Annotated in this window: 22 protein-coding genes; 9 read left to right on the top strand and 13 right to left on the bottom strand. The window is 75.8% G+C overall.

The features are described 5' to 3' along the window. Positions 1–41 precede the first annotated feature (41 nt). Complete coding sequence (otsB, locus tag QSK03_RS03375; protein WP_285648536.1) at positions 42–878, bottom strand: trehalose-phosphatase; 837 nt, start codon at positions 876–878, stop codon at positions 42–44. Positions 879–1,070: 192 nt separating this feature from the next. Then, entirely contained in the window at positions 1,071–2,276 is a 1,206-nt protein-coding gene (locus QSK03_RS03380; RefSeq protein WP_285648537.1) for an ROK family transcriptional regulator, read from the bottom strand. Between the two features lie 171 nt (positions 2,277–2,447). Between QSK03_RS03380 and QSK03_RS03385 the strand changes: the two genes are divergently transcribed. Genes QSK03_RS03385 through QSK03_RS03395 form a run of 3 tightly spaced genes read left to right on the top strand, consistent with a single transcriptional unit; the run spans position 2,448 to position 3,977 of the window. After that, the gene (locus QSK03_RS03385) at positions 2,448–2,882 is read left to right on the top strand and encodes an SRPBCC domain-containing protein (RefSeq protein WP_285648538.1); all 435 of its coding nucleotides are present in this window, start codon (positions 2,448–2,450) and stop codon (positions 2,880–2,882) included. Further along, positions 2,872–3,255, top strand: a complete 384-nt coding sequence (locus QSK03_RS03390; protein WP_285648539.1) for a metalloregulator ArsR/SmtB family transcription factor — start codon at positions 2,872–2,874, stop codon at positions 3,253–3,255. Before QSK03_RS03385 ends, QSK03_RS03390 begins: the two co-directional genes overlap by 11 nt. Continuing rightward, entirely contained in the window at positions 3,252–3,977 is a 726-nt protein-coding gene (locus QSK03_RS03395) for a DUF899 family protein (RefSeq protein ID WP_285648540.1), read from the top strand. Before QSK03_RS03390 ends, QSK03_RS03395 begins: the two co-directional genes overlap by 4 nt. A gap of 2 nt (positions 3,978–3,979) precedes the next feature. Here the strand turns inward: QSK03_RS03395 and QSK03_RS03400 are convergent, their stop codons facing one another. Next, positions 3,980–4,402 (bottom strand): ester cyclase, encoded by a 423-nt coding sequence (locus tag QSK03_RS03400; RefSeq protein ID WP_285648541.1) that lies wholly within the window; start codon positions 4,400–4,402, stop codon positions 3,980–3,982. Positions 4,403–4,468: 66 nt separating this feature from the next. Here QSK03_RS03400 and QSK03_RS03405 point away from each other — a divergent pair, with 66 nt between their 5' ends. Continuing rightward, entirely contained in the window at positions 4,469–5,530 is a 1,062-nt protein-coding gene (locus QSK03_RS03405) for a LuxR C-terminal-related transcriptional regulator (RefSeq protein WP_285648542.1), read from the top strand. A gap of 21 nt (positions 5,531–5,551) precedes the next feature. On the opposite strand, the gene QSK03_RS03410 is transcribed toward QSK03_RS03405, so the two are convergent. The 6 genes from QSK03_RS03410 to QSK03_RS03435 are packed head-to-tail and all read right to left on the bottom strand — an operon-like array spanning position 5,552 to position 11,444. Beyond that, the gene (locus QSK03_RS03410) at positions 5,552–5,947 is read right to left on the bottom strand and encodes a hypothetical protein (protein ID WP_285648543.1); all 396 of its coding nucleotides are present in this window, start codon (positions 5,945–5,947) and stop codon (positions 5,552–5,554) included. Between the two features lie 55 nt (positions 5,948–6,002). After that, positions 6,003–6,929, bottom strand: a complete 927-nt coding sequence (locus QSK03_RS03415) for a phosphatidylinositol mannoside acyltransferase (protein WP_285648544.1) — start codon at positions 6,927–6,929, stop codon at positions 6,003–6,005. Next, entirely contained in the window at positions 6,926–7,588 is a 663-nt protein-coding gene (pgsA, locus tag QSK03_RS03420; RefSeq protein ID WP_285648545.1) for a phosphatidylinositol phosphate synthase, read from the bottom strand. The genes QSK03_RS03415 and pgsA overlap by 4 nt, the downstream gene beginning before the upstream one ends. Further along, the gene (locus QSK03_RS03425) at positions 7,585–8,139 is read right to left on the bottom strand and encodes an HIT family protein (RefSeq protein ID WP_285648546.1); all 555 of its coding nucleotides are present in this window, start codon (positions 8,137–8,139) and stop codon (positions 7,585–7,587) included. The genes pgsA and QSK03_RS03425 overlap by 4 nt, the downstream gene beginning before the upstream one ends. Next, positions 8,139–10,196 (bottom strand): threonine--tRNA ligase, encoded by a 2,058-nt coding sequence (gene thrS / locus QSK03_RS03430; protein WP_285648547.1) that lies wholly within the window; start codon positions 10,194–10,196, stop codon positions 8,139–8,141. The genes QSK03_RS03425 and thrS overlap by 1 nt, the downstream gene beginning before the upstream one ends. 39 nt (positions 10,197–10,235) lie before the next feature. Beyond that, positions 10,236–11,444: an alpha/beta hydrolase gene (locus QSK03_RS03435; protein WP_285648548.1), complete on the bottom strand. Its 1,209-nt coding sequence runs from the start codon at positions 11,442–11,444 to the stop codon at positions 10,236–10,238. Positions 11,445–11,595: 151 nt separating this feature from the next. Between QSK03_RS03435 and QSK03_RS03440 the strand changes: the two genes are divergently transcribed. Continuing rightward, positions 11,596–12,807, top strand: coding sequence for a helix-turn-helix domain-containing protein (locus tag QSK03_RS03440; RefSeq protein WP_285648549.1), 1,212 nt, complete (start codon positions 11,596–11,598; stop codon positions 12,805–12,807). Positions 12,808–12,826: 19 nt separating this feature from the next. Here the strand turns inward: QSK03_RS03440 and QSK03_RS03445 are convergent, their stop codons facing one another. The 3 genes from QSK03_RS03445 to QSK03_RS03455 all read right to left on the bottom strand — a co-directional run bounded on the left by QSK03_RS03445 (position 12,827) and on the right by QSK03_RS03455 (position 16,691). Next, positions 12,827–13,987 carry a fatty acid desaturase family protein gene (locus QSK03_RS03445; RefSeq protein WP_502872122.1) on the bottom strand — a complete coding sequence of 387 codons (1,161 nt, stop codon included), beginning with the start codon at positions 13,985–13,987 and terminating at the stop codon, positions 12,827–12,829. A gap of 357 nt (positions 13,988–14,344) precedes the next feature. Beyond that, a complete protein-coding gene (locus QSK03_RS03450; protein ID WP_285648551.1) occupies positions 14,345–15,523 on the bottom strand; it encodes an iron-containing alcohol dehydrogenase family protein in 1,179 nt (392 codons plus the stop codon). An 82-nt stretch (positions 15,524–15,605) separates the two neighbouring features. Then, positions 15,606–16,691 (bottom strand): mandelate racemase/muconate lactonizing enzyme family protein, encoded by a 1,086-nt coding sequence (locus tag QSK03_RS03455; RefSeq protein WP_285648552.1) that lies wholly within the window; start codon positions 16,689–16,691, stop codon positions 15,606–15,608. A gap of 72 nt (positions 16,692–16,763) precedes the next feature. Between QSK03_RS03455 and QSK03_RS03460 the strand changes: the two genes are divergently transcribed. Continuing rightward, on the top strand, positions 16,764–17,216 hold the full coding sequence (locus QSK03_RS03460; RefSeq protein ID WP_285648553.1) for a hypothetical protein: 453 nt from the start codon (positions 16,764–16,766) through the stop codon (positions 17,214–17,216). Beyond that, complete coding sequence (locus QSK03_RS03465; protein ID WP_285648554.1) at positions 17,213–17,923, top strand: IclR family transcriptional regulator; 711 nt, start codon at positions 17,213–17,215, stop codon at positions 17,921–17,923. Before QSK03_RS03460 ends, QSK03_RS03465 begins: the two co-directional genes overlap by 4 nt. On the opposite strand, the gene QSK03_RS03470 is transcribed toward QSK03_RS03465, so the two are convergent. Continuing rightward, a complete protein-coding gene (locus QSK03_RS03470) occupies positions 17,924–18,412 on the bottom strand; it encodes a hypothetical protein (RefSeq protein WP_285648555.1) in 489 nt (162 codons plus the stop codon). It abuts the gene before it with no gap. A gap of 142 nt (positions 18,413–18,554) precedes the next feature. Here QSK03_RS03470 and QSK03_RS03475 point away from each other — a divergent pair, with 142 nt between their 5' ends. Both QSK03_RS03475 and QSK03_RS03480 read left to right on the top strand, forming a co-directional pair. Beyond that, a complete protein-coding gene (locus QSK03_RS03475) occupies positions 18,555–19,796 on the top strand; it encodes a sensor histidine kinase (RefSeq protein WP_285648556.1) in 1,242 nt (413 codons plus the stop codon). Then, positions 19,793–20,455, top strand: a complete 663-nt coding sequence (locus QSK03_RS03480; RefSeq protein WP_285648557.1) for a response regulator — start codon at positions 19,793–19,795, stop codon at positions 20,453–20,455. The genes QSK03_RS03475 and QSK03_RS03480 overlap by 4 nt, the downstream gene beginning before the upstream one ends. Positions 20,456–20,614 lie beyond the last annotated feature (159 nt).

The raw sequence follows: 20,614 nt of genomic DNA on the forward strand, positions 1-20,614 counted from the left end.
GGTGCTCGTCGGGCTCGTCGGGCTCGTCGGGCTCATCGGGCTCATCGGGCCAGGCCGTCGAGGAACCGGCCGACCTCGTCGACGGTGGCCAGCACGGCGGTCGCCGAGGTCTCGCGCGCCGGGGCGTCGGCCGGGTCGATCACGAGGATGCCCAGCCCGGGCTCGCGATGATCATCGCGGTCGGCGAGCGCGCGGAAGGCGTCCTCGTCGGTGATGTCGTCGCCGAGGTAGACCGGGACGATGTCCGGCCGGTCGAGGTCGAGGACGCCGATGAGGTGCTCGACGGCCTTGCCCTTGTTCCAGTCGATCTTCGGCTGGATCTCGTGGACGAACTTCCCGGGCGTCACCTTCAGCTGCCCGGGGTGCTCGGCCAGCACCGCCGCCACCAGGGCCTCGACCCGAGGGCGGTGGGCGTCGGCGACGTGGCGGTCGTGCAGGGCGACCGAGGCGTGCTTCGGCTCGACCTGGGTGCCCTCGATCTCCGCGGCCGCGCGCTGTACGCGCTCGGTGACCTCCGCGACGAGGTCCTCCCAGCCCCGCGACGCCTCGTGCACCACCGGGCCGCGCACGGGGTCGTAGATGTCGAAGCCGTGGCTGCCCGCGATGATCAGGTCGTCGAGGCCCATGAGGTCGGCGACCACGCCGCGGTCGCGCCCGGAGACGACGCACACCGAGCAGCGGCCCGCGAGCGACCGCACGATCTCCCGCATCCGATCGGTCATGATCGCGTCCTCGGGACGCGGGACGATCGGCGTCAGCACGCCGTCGTAGTCGAGGAACACCGCGGGACTGCGCCCCGCGAGGCGCTCTCCCATCACCGGGGCGTCGAGCGCGTGGGGCAGCCGGTCCGCCGTCGTGGTCACGGGGGGAACGGACACCAGGACCTCCACCGCATCTCCGGGCGCCGTTGCGTGTGATGCGAACCACAGGCTAGGGCGACGCTCGATTGTCGTCAACGGATGAACACATCGGGGTGATCTTCGCGCGCGTCCGGTCGCTGCGCCAACGCACGATGACCCGTCCGGGGCATCGTGATCAGGACCCCGCCACCGTCGCGTGACAGCAACCGCTCAGAGGCGGACGCTGCAGTGGTCGAGCGCCAGCGCGAGCGCCCCGAGCACCGGCGCGCGCTCGGCCATCTCGGCGGTGACGACCTCGGCGGTGCGGGTGGTGCCGGGCAGCGCGGTGGCCTCGAGCGCGGCGTGCAGCGGCGCGAGCAGGAGGTCGCCGGCCTGGGCCAGCTCGCCCCCGACGACGATGCGCCGCGGGGTGAGCACCGTGCACAGGCCGGCGAGCGCGGCACCGACGTGGTGGCCTGTGTCGGCGAGCACCCGGCGCGCCGGGGCGTGGCCCTCGTGGGCGCGGGCGACGACGTCGGCGACGGTCAGCGGGGCGCCCAGCAGCGGCTCGAGCATCGCGGTGACCGTGCGCGTGGAGACCACCGTCTCGAGGCACCCGCGGTGCCCGCAGCGGCAGACCGCGGCGAAGCGGTCGCCCGGCTCGACCGCGACGTGGCCGATCTCGCCCGCCGTCCCGTCGGGTCCCCGGTAGAGCCGCCCCGCCAGCACCATCCCGGCGCCGACACCGTCCGAGAGCTTGAGGAACAGACCGTCGTCGACGCCCCGCAGCGCGCCCCACCGCTGTTCGGCGAGGGTGCCGAGCGTGGCGTCGTTGTCGACCCACGTCGGTACGCCCAGGTGCTCGGAGACCCGGCCCGCGACGGGCACGCCCACCCACCCCGGGAGCACGCCGGAGGCCCCCACCGCGCCGGTCGCGTGATCGAGCGGCGCGGGCAGGCCCACCACCGCCCCGCGCAGCGCGGCCCGGGCGATGCCGGCACGGTCGAGGACGCCGTCGAGCAGGCGGGCGGCGGTCGCGAGCCCGTCGACGACGCCGTGGCCGTCGGGGAGGTCGGCGCGGGCCTCCGTGCGCTCCGGCGGCGAGGTGTGCCCGGCCGTCGCCGCGGGGTCGGCGACGTCCGCGAGCGCCACCCGCACGTGCCGGTGACCGAAGTCGATGCCGGCGACCACCCCGGCGCCCCGGACCAGGCGCACGGCCCGCACCCGGCGCCCCGCCCGCACCTCGTCGCCCGCCACGAGCACGCCGGCGGCACCCAGGTCCCGCACGATGTTGGACACCGTCGCGGGCGCCAGCCCGGTGCTCTCGGCGATCTCCGCCTGCGTCGGCGACCCCTCCGCGCGGACGACGTCGAGCACCCGTCGGCGGTTGGCGTCGCGCAGGCCGGTCGGCGAGCCGGGCCGCGACGCCGTGTTCACGAGATGAATCCTAGACCCGCATCGTGTGGTCCCGGTCACGCCTGCGCCGAACGGACCACGACAGGAGGCGAACGCGGCATCCGGTCCGCGAAGGCGCACAGAACGGATTGACGCAACTCGCTGGTTGCCATATGTTCGCAACTCGTCAGTTGCTACTCGCGAGGAGGCGCCGTGGGATTCCCCGACCGCATCGAGCGCACCGTCGAGCTCGCCCACCCGCCGGCCGCGGTCTGGGCCGCGCTCACGACGCCGGAGGGTCTCGCCGCGTGGCTCGGCGACGAGGCCGCGATCGATCTGCGTCCCGGCGGCGCGGCGACCGTCACGTGGACCGGCGAGGGCACCACCGCGGAGATCCGCGTGGAGCGCGTCGAGGAGCTCCGCGTCCTCGGGTTCACCTGGCGGGTCGACGGCATGCCGCGCGACGACCCGCGGCGCACCTACGTCGAGTTCACCCTCGAGCCGACGCCGTCCGGCACCCGGCTGCAGCTCGTCGAGTCGGGCTTCGCCCAGCTGCCCGACGACGGCCACCGCGCCGGCCACGCCTCGCACTCCGACGGCTGGACCCACGAGCTCGGCGAGCTCGTCGCCCACCTCGATGCCGCCTGACGGGCAGCCCGACGAGCTCGAGGCCGTCGCCGAACAGGTCTTCGTCGCCCTCGCCGACCCGACCCGCCGCGCCCTGCTGGCGGCCCTCGCCGCCGGCGGGCCCGCCACGGCCACCGATCTCGCCGAGCGCCTCCCGATCTCCCGCCAGGCGATCGCCAAGCACCTGACCCTCCTCGGCGACGCGGGCCTCGTCGTCGCCGAGCCCGGCGAACGGCGCCGCGTCCGGTTCCGCCTCCGGTCCGCGCCCATGCGCGTGGCCCAGCGTTTCCTCGCCGCCCTCGCCCACGACTGGGACGACCGGCTCGACGGCCTCGTCGCCCACCTCGACCAGACCCACCCACCCCCTCCGACCGACAGAGGAGAAGACCGATGACCACCGACCTGCACTCCCCCGCCCTGCCGCCCATCGTCGACCGCGCGGCGTACCAGCAGCAGCGCGACGCCCTGCTGCTCCGCGAGAAGGCGCACACCCACGAGGGCGACGCGATCGCGGCCGCCCGTCGCCGGCTGCCGATGGTGGAGGTGGACGCCGCCGCCCCGCTCACGGGCGCGGACGGCCCGACGACGCTGCTGGCGGCCTTCGAGGGCCGGAGCCGACTCGTCGCCTACGTGCACATGTGGCACGCGGGGCACCCGGCCGCCGACCAGTGCCCGGGGTGCACCTACTACACCTCCCAGGTCCGCGAGCTGGCCTACCTCCACGCCCGCGGCGTCACCTACGCGACCTTCTGCCAGGGCCCCTACGCCGACAGCGTGGCGTACCACGACTTCCTCGGCCTCGAGAGCCCCTGGTACGCGCTGGACGCCGCCGGGCAGGAGGCCCTCGGGCTCGACGGCGGCTTCGCGCTGCTGTGCCTCGTGCGCGACGGCGACCGCGTCTTCGAGACCTACCGGACCCGGGGCCGCGGCGTCGAGGTCATGTCGCCGACCTACGGGCTGCTGGACATGACCGTGTACGGGCGCGGCGAGCCGTGGGAGGACTCCCCCGCCGGCTGGCCCCAGCCCCTCGTCGTCGACGGTGGCGACCTGCGGGTCGACGGCCGCCCGGCCGCCCAGTGGCCCCGGATCGCGGCCGGGCACACCCCGGCCCCCTGACGTCAGGCCAGCCCGAGCGGGCGCAGCAGGCCGATCACGTCGACCTGGCTCCACATCTCGGCGATGCGGGCGTCCTGGACCCGGTACATGTTGATCCCGGACAGCACCAGGGTCTTGCCCGTCGGCGCCACGCCGAAGAGCTCGCCGCGGTGGATGCCCGAGGCGGTGAAGCGCTCGACGACGTGATCGCCCTCGGCGAGGAGCAGCTCGAGGTCGCTGTGCCAGTCCGGGGCCGCGGCACGGATCGTGGTGCCCATCGCGCGCAGGCCCTCGCGCCCGTCCGGCATGTCGGTGAACGGTGGCGGGGCGTGGTGCACGAGGTCCGGCGCGAGGTACCGGTCCACGGCGTCGGTGTCCCCGTGCGTGAACAGCTCCTGGATGAAGGTGTCGACGAGCTTCTTGCTGCGTTCGGTGTCGGTGTCCATGACACCGAGGCTCGGGCTCGCGGCGTCGGGGTTCCATCCCAACTCCGTGGGAGTGACACTGCCCGGATGGGGGTGCGGGCTGCGGCCCGGCACGAGCAGGACGTGGTCCGGGCCTGTCACCGCGGGCGCGACGTCGAGGGCGTCCGGCGCGAGGTGCTGTCCGCGCTCCGGCGGGTGATGACGATCGACGCCGCGTTCTTCGCCACCGCGGACCCCGAGACGCTGCTGTTCACCGGCGCCATGGCCGACGACCCGCTCGCGGCGGCCCAGGGCCTGTTCCTCGACAACGAGTTCTCCGGCGCCGACGTCAACACGTTCACCGCACTCGTGGCCGCCCCGGGCCACGTCGCGACCCTCGACCAGGCGACCCGCCGCGAACGGTCCACGAGCCCGCGGTACCGGGAGATCATGGCGCCGATGGGCCTCGGCGACGAGCTGCGCGCCGCGCTGGTCGTCGACGACCGCTGCTGGGGCTACCTCTGCCTCCACCGCGAGGACGGCGCGCGCGGCTTCGAGCCCGCGGACGCGACGCTGCTCTCGCGCGTGGCCCCGCACGTCGCCGAGGCCCTGCGCCGCGCGGCCCTCCTCCACGGCGCGACCCTCCTCGCCGCCGACACCGGACCGGGCGTCGTCCTGCTCGACGACCACCTCGAGCTGGTGGCGGCGACCCCGCGCGCCGACGAGCTCATGGGCGTGGTCGCCGAGGCCCGGCCGCCCGGCCTCCCGGTGCCCGCGCCCGTGCACACCGCCGCGGCCGCGCTCCTCGCCCTCGAGCGGGGCACCGGCACGCTGCCGCCCCGCGCGCGGGCCCGCGCCCGCGGCGGCGGTTGGCTGCACGTCCACGCCGCGCGCCTGCAGGGCGGCGGCGCGGCCCCGATCGCCGTGGTGATCGAGCACGCCGACGCGCACGCCACCGCCCCGCTGCTCCTCGCGGCCCACGGTCTGACCCCGCGCGAGACCGACGTCGCGCGCCTCGTGCTCCGCGGCGTCCCCACCGCCGGGATCGTCGACGCGCTCCACATCTCCCCCCACACCGTCCAGGACCATCTCAAGGCGGTGTTCGACAAGGTCGGCGTCCGCTCCCGCCGCGAGCTCATGGGCCGTCTCCTCGCGACCGCTCCGCACTGAGCCGCACCGTCCCCCGGAACCTCACGCCGGCCCGCCGAACACCCGCGGCGCGCGCGGCCGGCGCCGGTACCGGCCGCGCATGTCCGGGAGAACGCGCCAGAGACGCCGGTCGACGCGCGCGAGCAGGACGGCGAGGCTCTCCACGATGTGCTCGACGCTGTGCCCGGGCTCCGCGCCGAACCTGGCGATCTGCCAGCCACCCGCGATGAGGTGCCCGGCCCGGGCGAGCGACTCGTCCTTGCCGCGGTCGACGAGCACACCGGCACGCGTGGCGGGCCAGGCGAGATCCAGCGCGTCCCCCCCGGCGACCATGGGCGGCGGGAGCCGGGCCAACAGCACCCCGAGCCGCACCCGCGTGCGTCGCGGCGTGTCCGACCAGGGATCCAGCAGCGCGGCGGCCGCGCGCACCCGCGCCACCCCGCGCTCGCCGGTGTGCCGGTCGGCCAGGGCGACGAGCTCCCGTGCGCCCGGGTCAGTCCTGGTCGTGCCAGACGCGCTGGAGCATGTGCCAGTCGGCGGGGTGCTCGGCGATGTCGGCGGCGAAGACGTCGGCGACGCGCTGGGTCGCCGCGGGCACGGCCGCACGGTCGGGGACGTCGACCGGCGGGTGGATGCGGAAGCCCCAGCCCTCCTCGCCGGTGTCGGGGTCCTCGGTGAACCACAGGCCCACCGGTAGCAGCGCGGCGCCGGTGGCCGCGGCGAGGGACGCGGGGCCGGGGGGCATCGAGGACGGCGCACCGAAGAACGTGACGGGCACCCCGTGGGCCGAGAGGTCCCGGTCGGCGACCAGGCACACGACGCGACCCTCGCGCAGGGCGCGCACGAGCCCGCGCACCGGCGAGTCGCCGCCCGTCATCGGCAGGATCTCCATGCCGAGCGACTCCCGGTAGGCCACGAAGCGCTCGTAGAGCGACTCCGGGCGCAGGCGCTCGGCGACGGTGGTGAAGCGGCCGGAGTGCGCGACGAGCCAGAGCCCGGCCATGTCCCAGTTGCCGGAGTGGGTCAGGGCCACGATCGCGCCGCGGCCCGTCGCGAGGGCGGCGTCGAGGTGCTCCTGGCCCTCCACGTGGGGTCGGCGCACCAGCGCGTCGTGGTCCATCGCGGGCAGGCGGAAGGCCTCGCGCCAGTAGCGCGCGTACGACCGTAGGCCGGCCGCGGTCAGGGCGTCGAGCTCGGCGTCGTCGGCATCGGTCCGGACGCGGGCCAGGTTGGCGCGCAGGCGGCGGACACCCTTGCCACCACGGCGGGCGGCGAGGTCGGCGCCCCGGGCGAAGGCCCAGCGCGCCGCCGGCTCGGGCACGGCGCGCACGAGCCGCCAGCCCGCGGCGTAGCCGAGCTCGCTCGCCCGCTCCCCCAGCGACTCCCCCGCCGACTCCCCCGACGGCGCCGTGGTCGTCACCCGGCGGCCTCCGGGTGGTCGGTCGGCGCCGGTGCGGTGACGCCCGTCGCCGCGCCGTACTGGTCGCGGGCGCTGCGCCACACCGCCAGGACGCGCTGACCGACCGTGATGACCGAGCCGACGGTGAGCAGCCACAGCGCGACGTCGAGGGCGTAGGGCACGCCCAGGCCGGTGAGACCGCAGCCGGCGAGACCGAGGATGAGGCGCTCGGCGCGCTCGACGAGCCCGCCGTCGGCGCGCAGCCCCGCGGCCTCGGCGCGCGCCTTGATGTAGGAGATCAGCTGGCCGGTGACGAGGCAGGTCAGGGCGAGGGCGGCGAGCAGGGGGCGGTCCGCCGTGAACGCCCACCACGCGATGCCGGCGAACACGGCGCCGTCGACGAGGCGGTCGCCGACGGAGTCGAGCACCCCGCCGAACGGGCTCGACACCCCGCGCGCGCGGGCCATCGCCCCGTCGAGCACGTCGAGCATCGCGAAGGCCCAGACCACCAGCGACGCGGCGAAGAGGTGCCCGGTCGGGATGAGCAGCAGCGCGGAGGCCGTGGACGCGACGGTCCCCACGATCGTGACGAAGTCCGGGTGCACGCCGCGGCGCACCAGCCACCCCGCGGTCGGCTCGATGCCGCCCTTCATCGCGGCCCGGGCCCACTCGTTGATCATGAAGGCCACGCCCGCGCGAGCCGGCTCCGGGTCTCCGCCAGCAGCTGCGGGATCACCTTGGTCTGGCCGACGACGGTGATGAAGTTGGCGTCGCCGCCCCAGCGGGGCACGACGTGCTGGTGCAGGTGGTCGGCGAGCGAGCCGCCCGCGACGTGCCCGAGGTTGATCCCGACGTTGAACCCGTGCGGCGCGGCCACCGACCGCAGCGCGCGCAGCGCCTGCTGGGTGACCGCGACGAGCTCGGCGGACTCCTCGGCGTCGAGCTCGTCGAGCCCGGCGACGTGCCGGTAGGGCACGACCATGAGGTGGCCCGGGTTGTACGGGTGCAGGTTGAGCACCGCGTACATGCGCTCCCCGCGGTGCAGCAGCAGGCCGTCGGAGTCGTCGAGGGTCGGGATGCGGCACAGCGGGCACTTCCCGGACTCCTCGCCGGTGTCCGTCTCGCCCGCGATGTAGGCCATCCGGTGCGGCGCCCAGAGACGCCGGAAGCCGTCGGGGGTACCGGCACCCCAGAGCTCGTCGAGGTCCCCCGGCGCTGACTCCTCGGACATCAGGGCGTGAACACGTCCGCGTCCGGAGAGGCGTTCTCGCGGCGGCGGACCCAGTCGACCAGCGCCGCGACGGCGTCGTCGACGGGCACGCCGTTGCGCTGCGACCCGTCCCGGAACCGGAACGACACCGCCCCGGCGTCGGCGTCCTTGCCCCCGGCGAGCAGCAGGAACGGCACCTTCTGCAGGGTGTGGTTCCGGATCTTCTTCTGCATGCGGTCGTCGGAGTCGTCGACCTCGACGCGCAGGCCCTCGGCCCGCAGCCGCGCGGCGACGTCCGCGACGTACGACGCCTGGTCGCCGGAGACCGGGATGCCGACGACCTGGACCGGCGCGAGCCAGGCCGGGAACGCGCCTGCGTAGTGCTCGGTGAGCACCCCGAAGAAGCGCTCGATCGAGCCGAACAGCGCCCGGTGGATCATGACCGGCCGCTGGCGGGACCCGTCCGGCGCCGTGTACTCGAGCTCGAACCGGTCGGGGAGCATGAGGTCGACCTGGATGGTCGACATCTGCCACGTGCGCCCGATCGCGTCCTTGGCCTGCACCGAGATCTTCGGCGCGTAGAACGCCGCGCCGCCGGGGTCGAGCACGAGGTCGAGCCCGGCGCCCTCGGCGACCTCGCGCAGGACCTCGGTCGCCTCCTCCCACGACTCGTCGGAGCCGATGGACTTCTCCGGGTTGCGGGTGGAGAGCTCGAGGTAGAAGTCGTCGAGGCCGTAGTCGCGCAGCAGGTCGAGCACGAACTGCAGCAGCGAGGCGATCTCGCCGCGCATCTGCTCGCGCGTGCAGTAGATGTGCGCGTCGTCCTGGGTGAAGCCACGGGCCCGGGTCAGGCCGTGGACCACGCCGGACTTCTCGTACCGGTAGACCGTGCCGAACTCGAAGAGCCGCAGCGGCAGCTCCCGGTAGGACCGCCCGCGCGACCGGTAGATCAGGTTGTGCATCGGGCAGTTCATCGGCTTGAGGTAGTAGTCGATGGCCGGGCGCTTGACCGTCCCGTCCTCGGCCCGCTCCTCGTCGAGCTCCATCGGCGGGTACATGCCGTCCGCGTACCACTGCAGGTGGCCCGAGATCTCGAAGAGATGACCCTTGGTGGCGTGCGGGGTGTTGACGAACTCGTAGCCCGCCTCGGCGTGCCGCTGCCGGCTGTAGTCCTCGAGCTCCTTGCGGATGATCCCGCCCTTGGGGTGGAACACCGGGAGCCCGGAGCCGATCTCGTCGGGGAAGCTGAACAGGTCGAGCTCCGCGCCGAGGCGGCGGTGGTCGCGCCGCTCGGCCTCGGCGACCCGCTCCAGGTAGGCGTCCTGCGCCTCCGCCGACTCCCACGCCGTGCCGTAGATGCGCTGGAGCGCGGCGTTGCGCTGGTCGCCGCGCCAGTAGGCCGCCGACGAGCGCAGCAGACGGAAGGCCGGGATGTAGCCGGTGGTCGGGATGTGCGGCCCGCGGCACAGGTCGCCCCAGACGCGCTCGCCCGTGTGGGCGTGCACGTTGTCGTAGGCCGTCAGGTCGCCCTCGCCGACCTCCATGATCTCGGCGTCGTTCTCGGCGCCGGCGCCCTTGAGGTCGACCAGCTCCAGCTTGAACGGCTCGGCGGCCAGCTCCTCGCGGGCGGCGTCGAGGGAGGCGTACTCGCGGCGCACGAAGCGCTGCTTCGCCTTGACGATCTTGCGCATCGCCTTCTCGAGGGCCTCGAGGTCCTCGGGCGTGAACGGGCGCTCGACCGCGAAGTCGTAGTAGAAGCCGTCGGTGATCGGCGGGCCGATGCCGAGCTTGGCCTCGGGGAAGAGCTGCTGCACCGCCTGGGCGAGGACGTGCGCCGCCGAGTGGCGGATCACGGCGCGCCCGTCGTCCGTGTCGGCGGCGACCGGCTGGATCTCGGTGTCGGCGTCGGGGGTCCAGGAGAGGTCCCGGAGCGCGCCGTCGGCGTCGCGGACCACGACCACGGCCTGCGGGCCGGACGACGGGAGCCCCGCCCCGCGCACCGCCTGCCCGGCGGTGGTGCCGGCCGTCACCCGAACGCTGTCGAGGACGGCGGGCTGGGGCGCGGCGAGCGAGGACACGACGGATTCTCCCGGGGTCGAGCAGTGGACACCACGAGCCTATCGATCGTCGCCACCGGCCAGCCCCACCACCGCCTCCAGGAAGGCCGCGATCGCCCGCACCGTGACGAGGGTGCGCGCCGTGGGCACGAGGTCGAAGCCGTGCTGGGCGTGGGCGAGCTCGGCGTGCACCACCGGCGCCCGCGACACCGCCCGCAGCCGGGCGACGAAGGCCCGGGACTGGGCCGGCACGACGATCGCGTCGCCGGTGCCGTGCAGCACCATGAACGGCGGTGCGCCGGGGTGGACCCGCGCCGAGGGGGACGCCGCCACGTAGGGATGGGCGTCCTCGCCGAGCGCGTTCGGCATCATCGTCTCGGCGAGCAGCTCGTCGAGCGTGCCGCTGCCGTCGTCGGTGGTGAGGTCGTAGATCCCGTAGAGGCACACCGCGGCGGCGACCGTGGTGTCGGCGTCGCCGAAGTCCGGCTGCCAGGCGCCGGGCGTCAGCGCCGCCAGGGCCGCGAGGTGCGCGCCCGACGAGCCGCCCGTGATGGCGATGCGGGCCGGGTCGCCGCCGTGGCGCGCGATGTTCTCCCGGGCCCACGCGATCGCCCGCTTCACGTCGACGATCTGGGCGGGCCAGCGCTCGGCGGGCCCGAGCCGGTAGTCGACGCTCACGCACACCCAGCCGCGCCGGACCATGTGCGCCATCAGCGGGTGGGCGTCGGCGGCCTTGCTGCCCGAGGACCAGGCCCCGCCGTGGATCTGCAGCAGCACCGGGGCGCGCGCGTCGTCCGGGAGCGAGGGGTGGCGCCAGACGTCGAGCAGGTTGGCGACCGGGTCCGGGCCGTAGGCGAGGTCGCGGGCCGAGGCGTAGCGCTGCCGGGCGAGCAGCGAGCCGAGGACGCGGCCGCGGGCGGGGAGCTCGACGGGGCCGAGCTCCGCGCGCAGGGCGTCGGCGAGGCCCTCGACGTCGCGGCGGGCGCCCTGGTCGAGGACGACGAGCACCCCGATCCCGGTCGCGGCGGCGGCGAGCCCGACCCGTCCCGCCGGGCTCCGGGCGGCCCCGCGGCGGACGGTCACCCCGGCCGCCGCCCCGACGAGCAGCGCCGTGGCCCGCGGGGTCTCGGTGGCCGTCGACGACAGCAGGCTGCCGAGCACCGCCGCCGGCCACCGGCGCGTCAGCGGACGCAGGCCGGAGCCCGCGACCAGCAGCGCGAGCGTCCCGACGACCAGGGACGACCGCGCGCCGGGCTCGCGCAGCGACATCCCCAGGGTCGCGAGGAGGCGGAGGAGGCAGTGGCATCCCCGCGCGGCCCGGTGCACCCGATCATTGTCGGCCCCGGGCCGCCACGGCGGGTGACGGGTGCCGCGTCCCACGGAACCTGGCGTCCGCCGCCGATCCTGCGACACTGGTCGCGTGAGCGACGGTGTGCGTGAGGTGACGGACGCGTCGCGCCGTCACCCCTGGGCCGACGTGCCGGAGATGGCCCGGGCGCGGCTGCGGTCGGTGGTCCTCGGGACCGCCGACGAGATCATCGCGACCGTGCGGGCGGAGGTCGCCGAGTACGCGCTGTCGATGGACGGGGAGTTCGGCCGGCGCATCCGCCTCGGGGTGTCGGTGGCCCTGGACCAGTTCCTCGACCTGCTGGGCACCGACGACGCCCTGCCCGACACCGCGGTCTACTTCGAGCTCGGCCGGGTGGAGCACCGGCACGGGCGCACGATGGACGCCCTGCAGAGCGCCTACCGCATCGGCTCGCGGGTGCTCTGGCGCCGGATCGCCGCCGAGAGCGACGGCCACGGGCTCGAGGCCGACGCCATCTTCCGGCTGGCCGAGGCCCTGTTCGCCTACATCGAGCAGCTCGCCGCGGCGTCGGTGTCGGGCTACGCCTACGAGCAGTCGCTGGCGGCCGGGTCCCGCCAGGCCCGCCAGCACGCCCTGGTCGAGCGCCTGTGCCGCACGCCCGCCCCCGAGCTCCCCGAGCTCGAGGCGCTCGCGCGCGAGGCGGGCTGGCCGATGCCGAAGTCGCTCGCCGCGCTGGTCACGACGGAGGAGTCGCTGGCCCTCGTCGGCCGGCGGATGCCGCCGGACGCCGCCGCCTCGGTGGTCGACCGGGTCGGCGTCGTGTTCGTCCCGGACCCGGACGCGCCCGGGCGCACCGACGCGCTCGCCGACGCCCTGCGCGGCACCACCACCGCCGTACTCGGACCGACGGTCGGGCCCGAACAGGTCCCGCGCACCGTCACCCGGGCGCGGGCGGCCTGGTCGCTGCACCTCGAGGGGCACCTGCCCGGCGAGGGTCTGGTCCGCGCCGACGACCACCTGCTCGTCCTGCTGCTGCACGCCGACGTGACCTTGACCGCGGACCTCGTCGCCCAGCGCCTCGAGCCGCTGCGGCGGATGACCGCCGCCGCGCGCGACCGCGCCGTGACGACGCTGACGGCCTGGCTCGACGCGCACGGCGACATCGCCGAGGCGGCCACCCGCCTGCACGTGCACCCGCAGACCGTGCGCTACCGGCTCGCCCGTCTCAAGGAGGCGTTCGCCGGCGTCCTCGACGACCCGGCCGGCCGCCTCGAGGTCGCCCTCGCCCTCCGCGTGGGCGACCCCGCCCTCGCGGAGGGCTGACCTCCCGGCGCGGCGCCGGTCAGGCGGCGGCCGGGGCCGCGGCGGCGTCCTGCCCCAGGGACTCGGCGCGCCGGCGCCCGAAGGGCAGGGCACGCAGGCGCTGGCGCGCGGTGCGCTTGTGCCCGCCAGGGAACGACAGCCGGGCGATCTTCGCGAGCACGCCGCCGTACTGCTTCCACATCGGCCCGGAGTGGTACGGCAGGCCGTACCGGCGGCACAGGTCGCGGATCTCGGGCGCGATGGTGCGGTAGCGCCGCGAGGGCATGTCCGGGAACAGGTGGTGCTCGATCTGGTGCGACAGGTTCCCGGTCATGATGTGCAGCAGCACCGAGCCCTCGATGTTGGCCGAGCCGAGCATCTGCCGGACGTACCACTCGGCCTGCGACTCGTTCTCGAGCCGCTCCTCGTCGAAGGTCTCCACCTCGACGGGGAAGTGCCCGCAGAAGATCACGGCGTGGGACCAGATGTTGCGGATCAGATTGGCGACCACGCTGCCCATGAGGGCGGGGACGAACGAGGGCCCCGACAGCGCCGGGAAGACGACGAAGTCCTTGAGCGCCTGCTTGCCCGCCTTGCGGCCCATCGCCTTGAGCTCGGGCAGCTTGTCCTTCCAGGTGGCCTCGCCGCGCTGGATCTCGTCGAGCTCCAGATCGAACGCCGCGATGCCCCACTCGAAGATCATCGCGAGGCCGGCGTTGGTGAACGTCTGGAACAGGTAGATCGGCTGCCACGGCTGCTCGGGGTCGACCCGCAGCACGTTGTAGCCGATGTCCCGGTCCTTGCCGTGCACGTTGGTGTACGTGTGGTGCAGGTAGTTGTGGGTCTGCTGCCAGCTGCGGGCCGTGGAGACGTGGTCCCACTCCCACGTCGTGGAGTTGATCTCCGGGTCGCGCATCCAGTCCCACTGGCCGTGCAGGACGTTGTGCCCGATCTCCATGTTCTCGAGGATCTTCGCCAGCGCGAGCGAGGCGGTGCCCGCGAGGAACGCCGGCGGGAACGTCGCACCGAGCAGCAGGGCGCGCCCGGCCGCCTCGAAGCCGCGCTGGGAGCGGATGACGCGGCGGATGTAGCGCGCGTCGTCGTCGCCGAGCGAGGACATGACGCGGTCGCGGATGGCGTCGAGCTCCGCGCCCAGCCGTTCGATGTCGGAGACGGAGAGGTGCTCGGTCGAGGGGGTGATGTGCGCCGTGCTGGCGCCGGGCCGGCCGGGGCCGGTCGGCGTCTTGGCGTCGTTGATGCGGGTGACGTGCTCGGGGATGGTCTCGTCGAGGACGGTCACGCGGGGCCTCCTGCGGGAGTCCGGGGGGAGCGGCGGGCCCTGGACCTGGCTGAGTGGACCCGCTGGTCGATCACGCTCCCGACCGTAGGTACCGCCGCGACGGTCGCTCTACGCGCGCAGCGAGGAGTCCGCGGGCAAACCTGTTGCATGACCACAAATCCGGGCGTACGGGCCCGGAGGTTCACATCGGGCGCACAGCTCCGGGCACAGTTGCGCGGTCACGGCTGACTGTTCTCACGGAGCGTCACCACCGGCCGGTCAGCACCGTCCCAGCAGCGCGACGACCTTTGCGACCGACGTCGGGTGGCGCGGGGCGTTGCGGCTGACCGGGTCGGCGAGCGCGGTGCGGGCCAGCGCCGTGTGGAAGTCGGGGTACCGGTCGGGCCCCGCGCCGAGGTCGGCGAGCGTGACGCGGGTGCCCACACCCTCGAGCAGGCCGGCCAGCGCGTCCGGCAGCACAGGGGCCGCCGGCAGCCCGGCCGCCTCGGCGACCCGACCCCACCCGGCGGGGTCCGCGTCCAGGGACCACGCCACGACCTCGGGGAGCACGGCGGCGAGCGCGACGCCGTGCACCGCGCCGGTGTGCAGGCTCAGGGCGTGCGCGAGGCCGTGCACGAGCCCCAGCCCGCTGCGGGTGAGCGCCTGGCCCGCCAGGTGCGCCGCGACGAGCATCTCGGCGCGCGCCCGCGGGTCGCCCCCGTCCGCCACGGCGACCGGCAGCCAGGCCCACGCCCGGCGCACGGCCTCGGCGGCGAAGGCCTCGGACATCGGGTCCCGGCCGCGCGAGGCGAGCGACTCGAGGCCGTGCACCAGGGCGTCCACCCCGGTGGCGGCCGTGGCCGGCGCCGGCAGCCCGTGGGTCAGCTCCGGGTCGAGCACCGCCACCCGGGGCACGACGCTCGCGTCGCCGCAGTAGACCTTCTGCCGCGAGGCGGGATCCTCCAGGACCCCGAACCCGTTGGTCTCGGCGCCGGTGCCCGCCGTCGTCGGGACCGCCACCACCGGCAGGCCGGGGGCAGGCGTCGCCCCGCTGCCGTCGGCGCGCGCCCCGGGCGTCGGGGCGAGCAGGGCGATGCCCTTGGCCGCGTCGAGGCTCGACCCGCCGCCGAGAGCGAGCACGGCGTCGAGCCCGAGGGCCCGCGCGTGCTCGGCTCCGCGCTCGACGACGTCGACCGCCGGGTTGCCGGAGACGTCGTCGAACACCTCGACGGCGACGCCCGCGGCGCCGATCGGCCCGGTGAGGGCGTCGACGACGCCCGCCGCGCGCAGGCCCCGGTCGGTCACCATGAGGACGCGGCGGGCGCCCAGCGCCCCGAGGTGACCGGGAATCCGGGCCACCGCGCCGGGCCCGAAGTCGACGGTCGGCCCGGGGCCGGACAGGAAGGCGGTGCCCGCGGCCACGCCGGCGCACGGGGACGTCGTGACGGGGCCGCTCACGGGCACTCCTCCGGGAACTCGGTGGTGGGTGACGGGCCCGGCTCCCGGGGGGTCAGGAGCCGGGTCCGTCGATCAGGGGTGCTCAGGCGAGCACGGCGCCCAGTCCGGGCGCGTCGGGGACGACCAGCATGCCGTCGGCGTCGGGGCGCAGCGGCTCGGCGAGCACGAAATCGCGCCGTTCGGGCGTCCATCCGCCCGCCGGGTCGTCGGGGAACTCGAGGTAGGGCCCGGCGCCGACGCCCGCCGCGACGTGCAGGTTCGCGAGCAGCCCGAGCCCGTTGGTCCAGGTGTGCGGGGTGAACCGGCGGTGCCGCGCGCGGGCGGCCTCGGCGAGCTGGCGGGCCCGCGTCATGCCCAGCGCGAGCACGACGTCGGCCTGGTAGACGTCCAGCGCGTCGGCCTCGAGCAGGGCGAGCGTCTGCGGCAGGGAGTCCAGCATCTCCCCCGCCGCGATCCGCAGCCCCGGATTGTCCGCGCGCAGGAGGCGGTGCCCCGCGACGTCGGCGTAGGGCAGCGGCTCCTCCACCCAGGCGACGTCGTACTCGGCGAGGCGGCGCACCACCCGGCGGACGCGGGCGAGCTCGAGGGGCTCGGTGACGTCGCCGGCCATCCGCCAGGCCTGGTTGAGGTCGACCATGATGTCGAGGCGGTCGCCGACGGCCGCCCTCATCGCGGCGACCGTGGCGACGCCCTGGTCGAGCCGGCGCGGGTGCGCCCGGACCTTCACCGCTCGGATGCCCTGCTCCACGAGCCGCACGGCGTCCTCGGCGCGCCGCCCCGGGGGCTGCTCGGAGCACCACGACGCGTAGACCGGCAGGCGGTCGGTGACGCCCCCGAAGAGCGTGGCGACCGGGAGCCCGGCGACCTGCCCGACGACGTCCCAGATCGCCGCCTCGAGCGGCCAGAACCGGCCGGCGTGGAAGCCGACCGACTCGATGCGCCGGACCTGGACCTCGGTGGCGAGCGGGTCGGTGCCGAGGAACAGCTCGCGGTGGGCGTCGAAGCCGGCCATCGTGTCGCCGGAGCCCACGCCGACGACGCCCTCGTCGGTCTCGACGCGCACGATCGTCGCGGCGAAGCGGGTGCGCGGCTCGGGGTCCCACGCGGCGCGGCACGGCGGGTCGAGCACCGTCTCGCGGTGCTCCAGACGGATGTCGGTGATCTTCATTCTCGGGCCTGTCTCCGGCGGCGGACCCGGTCAGTGAAGGCGCGGCGCGCCCCGTCGGCAAGAATGCGTGCGGTGAGCGCAAATCCGCTGGTGAGCGCCGTCCTGCTCGGCACCCACGCCGCCGCCGTGTGGTTCTGCGCGGGCCTGGTCTGGGTGATCCAGCTCTTCGTCTACCCCGGCTTCGCGACGATGCGCGAGGACGGCTGGACCGTCCTGCACGCCCGGCACACCCGGCTGATGACGCGCCTGGTCACCGGGCCGTGGCTGGTGCAGGGCGTGACGTGCGCGGTGCTGCTGGTGTGGCGCCCGCCCGGCGTGCCGCTGGTCGCGGCGCTGGCGGCGGGGCTCTGCGGCGCGGTGACGGTCCTCGTGACGTTCGTGGCGTCGGTGCCCTGTCACGAACGCCTCGCGCAGGGGTGGGACCCCGACGCCCAGGCCCGCTTGACCCGCACCAACTGGTGGCGGACCGGGGCCTGGACCCTCGGCGGCGCCGTCGCGCTGGCGATGCTGGTGCTCGCGGCGTGAGCGCGCCGCGCTCGGCCGGACTGCGCCGCGACACCGACCTGCTCGCCGCCCTCGCCACCCCGGAGGCCCGGGCCGCCGGGCTGGGCGTGAGCCGGCTGGCGGCGCTGACCGGCCGGGAGACCTCCCAGGTGTCCCGGGCGCTCGCGGCGCTGGAGTACGAGGGTCTCGTCGAGCGCGACGACCGCTCGCGGCGCTACGCCCTGGGCTGGCGGCTCTACGCGCTCGCGGCCGGGACCGCCGAGGCACGGCTGGTGCGCTCGGCGGGTCCCGCGCTCGTGGCGCTCGCCGCGCGGACCGGGGAGAACGCCCACCTCTGCCGGCTCCACGGCCTGCGGGTCGCCACCCTGCTCACCGCCGAGCCGGGCCAGGGCGCGCCCCGGGCGCGGTTCGACGTCGACGACATCCCCGCCGCGACCACCTCCACCGGCCGGGTGCTGCTCGCCGAGCGCGAGGGCGCCGCGGCCCGGGCGGTCGGCGCGGACCCGGAGGTGCTCGCCGCGGTGCGCGCGGCGGGCCACGCCGTGGTCGACGGCGAGTTCGACCCGGCCCTCGCCGGGGCCGCGGCGCCGGTCCGCGGCTTCCACGGCGGGATCGTCGCCGCGCTGACGGTCTCCGGGCCCGCGGCCCGCCTGCGCCCCCACCTCGCGGCGCACGCGGCGGCGACCGTGGCGGTCGCCGCCGACCTGTCCGTGAGCATGGGCGCCTGACTAGACCGGCAGCACGGACCGCACGCCCGGCAGGCCCCGGGTCCGCTGCAGGGTCACGAGGCCCTGGACGCCCAGGCTGACCGCGACGAACAGCAGGATGCTCGCGGTGTTCACCGTCCCCGCGGCCGGCACGACCGCCCTCGCCAGCAGGTCGAGACCGACGTGCGCGCCGATCCCGACGACCCAGAGCACCGCGGTCATCGCGTGCCCCTGGGTCCAGACGACGCCGTCGCGCACCCAGAGGTGGACCGTCCGGGCCCGCAGGGCGCCGAGCACCGCCCCGATCGCGAGCCCGAGCAGCAGGAGCGTCCAGCCCAGCAGCGGCACGGCCTGCGCCCCGGCCGCGGACACCAGCTGCACGACCCCGACCACCGCGAGGATCCCCGCGAGCCGCAGCCGGCGGGCCGTCAGCGGCTGCGGCCGCAGCTGGTTCACGATCACCCACACCAGCACCGCGATCCCGACCAGTGCCGAGAGCACCCCGCTCATCCCGTCCTCCTCCCCGGGCCGGCACCCCGCCGACCGACCTGCTGACCGTCGCCCGTCCGGGCGGGCCCGGGCGTCCACCCGGGGGTGGAGACGCGGTGGAGAGCGGGTGTGCCGGGCGCCGCGCGGGGCCAGACTCGGCGACGTGGACGCACGACCCGACCCGGCCGCCCCCGCCGCGGTGTCGCGGGGGCTGCCGACGGTCGGGGTGCCCGAGGCGCCCTCGACGTCGGCGCTCGGGCGGGTGCGCGGCCTGCGGCCCGTGCTGTGGCTGCTCGTCGCGCTGGTGTCGCTGTGGCCGCTGACCGGCGAGGCCGTCGTCGCGGCCGGGCTGATCCTCGTCGGGGCCGCGGCGGCGGTGGCCGCCGACCGCGACCCGGGGATCGTGGCCGGTCGGGGCACCGCGCGCCGGGTCGCCCTGCTCGCGGTGACGGCCCTGAGCGGGCTCGGCGCCGTGCTCGTCGAGCCGCGCGGCCTCGGGTACGTCTCCGCGTTCGTCGCGGCGACGATGGTCGCGCGCCACGTCACCGACGTCCGCGTGATCGCCGCCTTCGCCGGCGTGCTCACGGTGCTGGTCGCCGCCGTCATGGCGGCCGTCTCCGACAGCCCCTGGGCGATGCTGGCCGCGATCGCGGTCCCCCTGCTCGCCTCCCGGGGCTACAGCCGCGCCCGGTTCCAGCGCGAGCACGCCCGGGTCGTGGCCCTGCTCGCGGAGCGCGACGCGCTGCGGGGCGCCGAGCTCGCCGCCGCTGCCGCCGAGGAGCGGGCGCGGATCGCCCGCGACCTGCACGACGTCCTCGCCCACACGCTCTCCGGGCTCTCGCTGCACCTGCAGGCGATCCGGGCCGTGCTGGCGCGCCGTTCGGACAGCAGCGAGGACCCCGTGCTCGCCCAGGTCGACCGCGCCGCCGACCTCGCCCGCTCGGGCCTGGCCGAGGCGAAGGAGGCGGTCGCCGCGCTGCGCGCCGAGCACCCCGCGTCGGGGCGCGCCGACGTCGAACGCCTGGCCGCGGAGGCGGGCGCCGCGCTCATGGTGGCGGGCGACCTCGACGCCTGCCCCGGCCCGTGGCGCGACGCCGCCGTCGCCACGGTCCGCGAGGGGCTGACCAACGCCGCCCGCCACGCGCCGGGAGCGGCGACGCGCGTGGACGTGGACGCGCGCGAGGGGCTCGTGGTGCGGGTGTCCGACGACGGTCCGGGGTCCGGCCGGGAGCCGGTGGAGGGCGGGGTCGGCGGGGGTCACGGGCTCGCGGGCCTCGCGGAGCGGGCCGCGCTCGTCGGCGGGGACCTCGCGGCCGGGCCGGATCCCGGCGGCTCGGGGTGGCGGGTGACGCTGCGGGTGCCGGCCGGGGACCGCGCCGGGCTCCCGGGCAGGGTGAGCCGGTGACTCCCCTGCGCGTCGTCGTCGCCGACGACCAGGCCGTCGTGCGGGACGGCCTCGCGCTCCTGCTCGGGGCCGCCGACGATCTCGAGGTCGTCGGCGCCGCCCCCGACGGCACCGCGGCCGTGGAACTGGTGCTCGCCGAGCGCCCCGACGTCGCGCTCGTCGACCTGCGGATGCCCGGGCTCGACGGCGCCGGGGTGACCGCGGCGGTCCGCCGGGACGCGCCGGAGGTGCGCGTCCTCGTGCTGACGACGTACGCCGACGACGACGCCGTCCTGCCCGCGCTGCGCGCCGGCGCGGCGGGCTACCTGACCAAGGACACCACCGGCGAGGCGCTCGTCTCCGCGATCCGCACGGTCGCGGCGGGCGGGTCGGTGCTCGACGCGACGGTGCAGCGCCGGCTCGTGGAGCTCGCGGGGTCGCCGCCGGTCGAGACCGGCGAGGTCAGCACCGACGCCACCGCCGAGGCCGGCCTCACCGCCCGCGAGGTCGACGTGCTGCGTCTCGTCGCGCACGGCCTGTCGAACCAGCAGACCGCGTCACGGCTGGTGGTCAGCGAGGCGACGGTGAAGACGCACGTCAACCACCTCATCTCGAAGCTCGGCGTCGACGGCCGGCCCGCCCTGGTCGCCTGGGCCTGGCGCCACGGCGTCGCCCGCTGAGGTACGTGAGCAGTGGGCGCCCCTCCGAGGGCTGTCTAGTCCCATGAGTTCTGTCTCGGGTCGTGTCTCACCGTATGTGTCGCCTGATCATCGCCGAGGGTGTGCCCATGGCGGGGAAGCGGCAGGCCAGGATGCGACTGATGGACGCGATGCTGGAGG

It is taken from the genome of Actinomycetospora sp. NBRC 106375 (assembly GCF_030269665.1).
Classification (GTDB): domain Bacteria; phylum Actinomycetota; class Actinomycetes; order Mycobacteriales; family Pseudonocardiaceae; genus Actinomycetospora.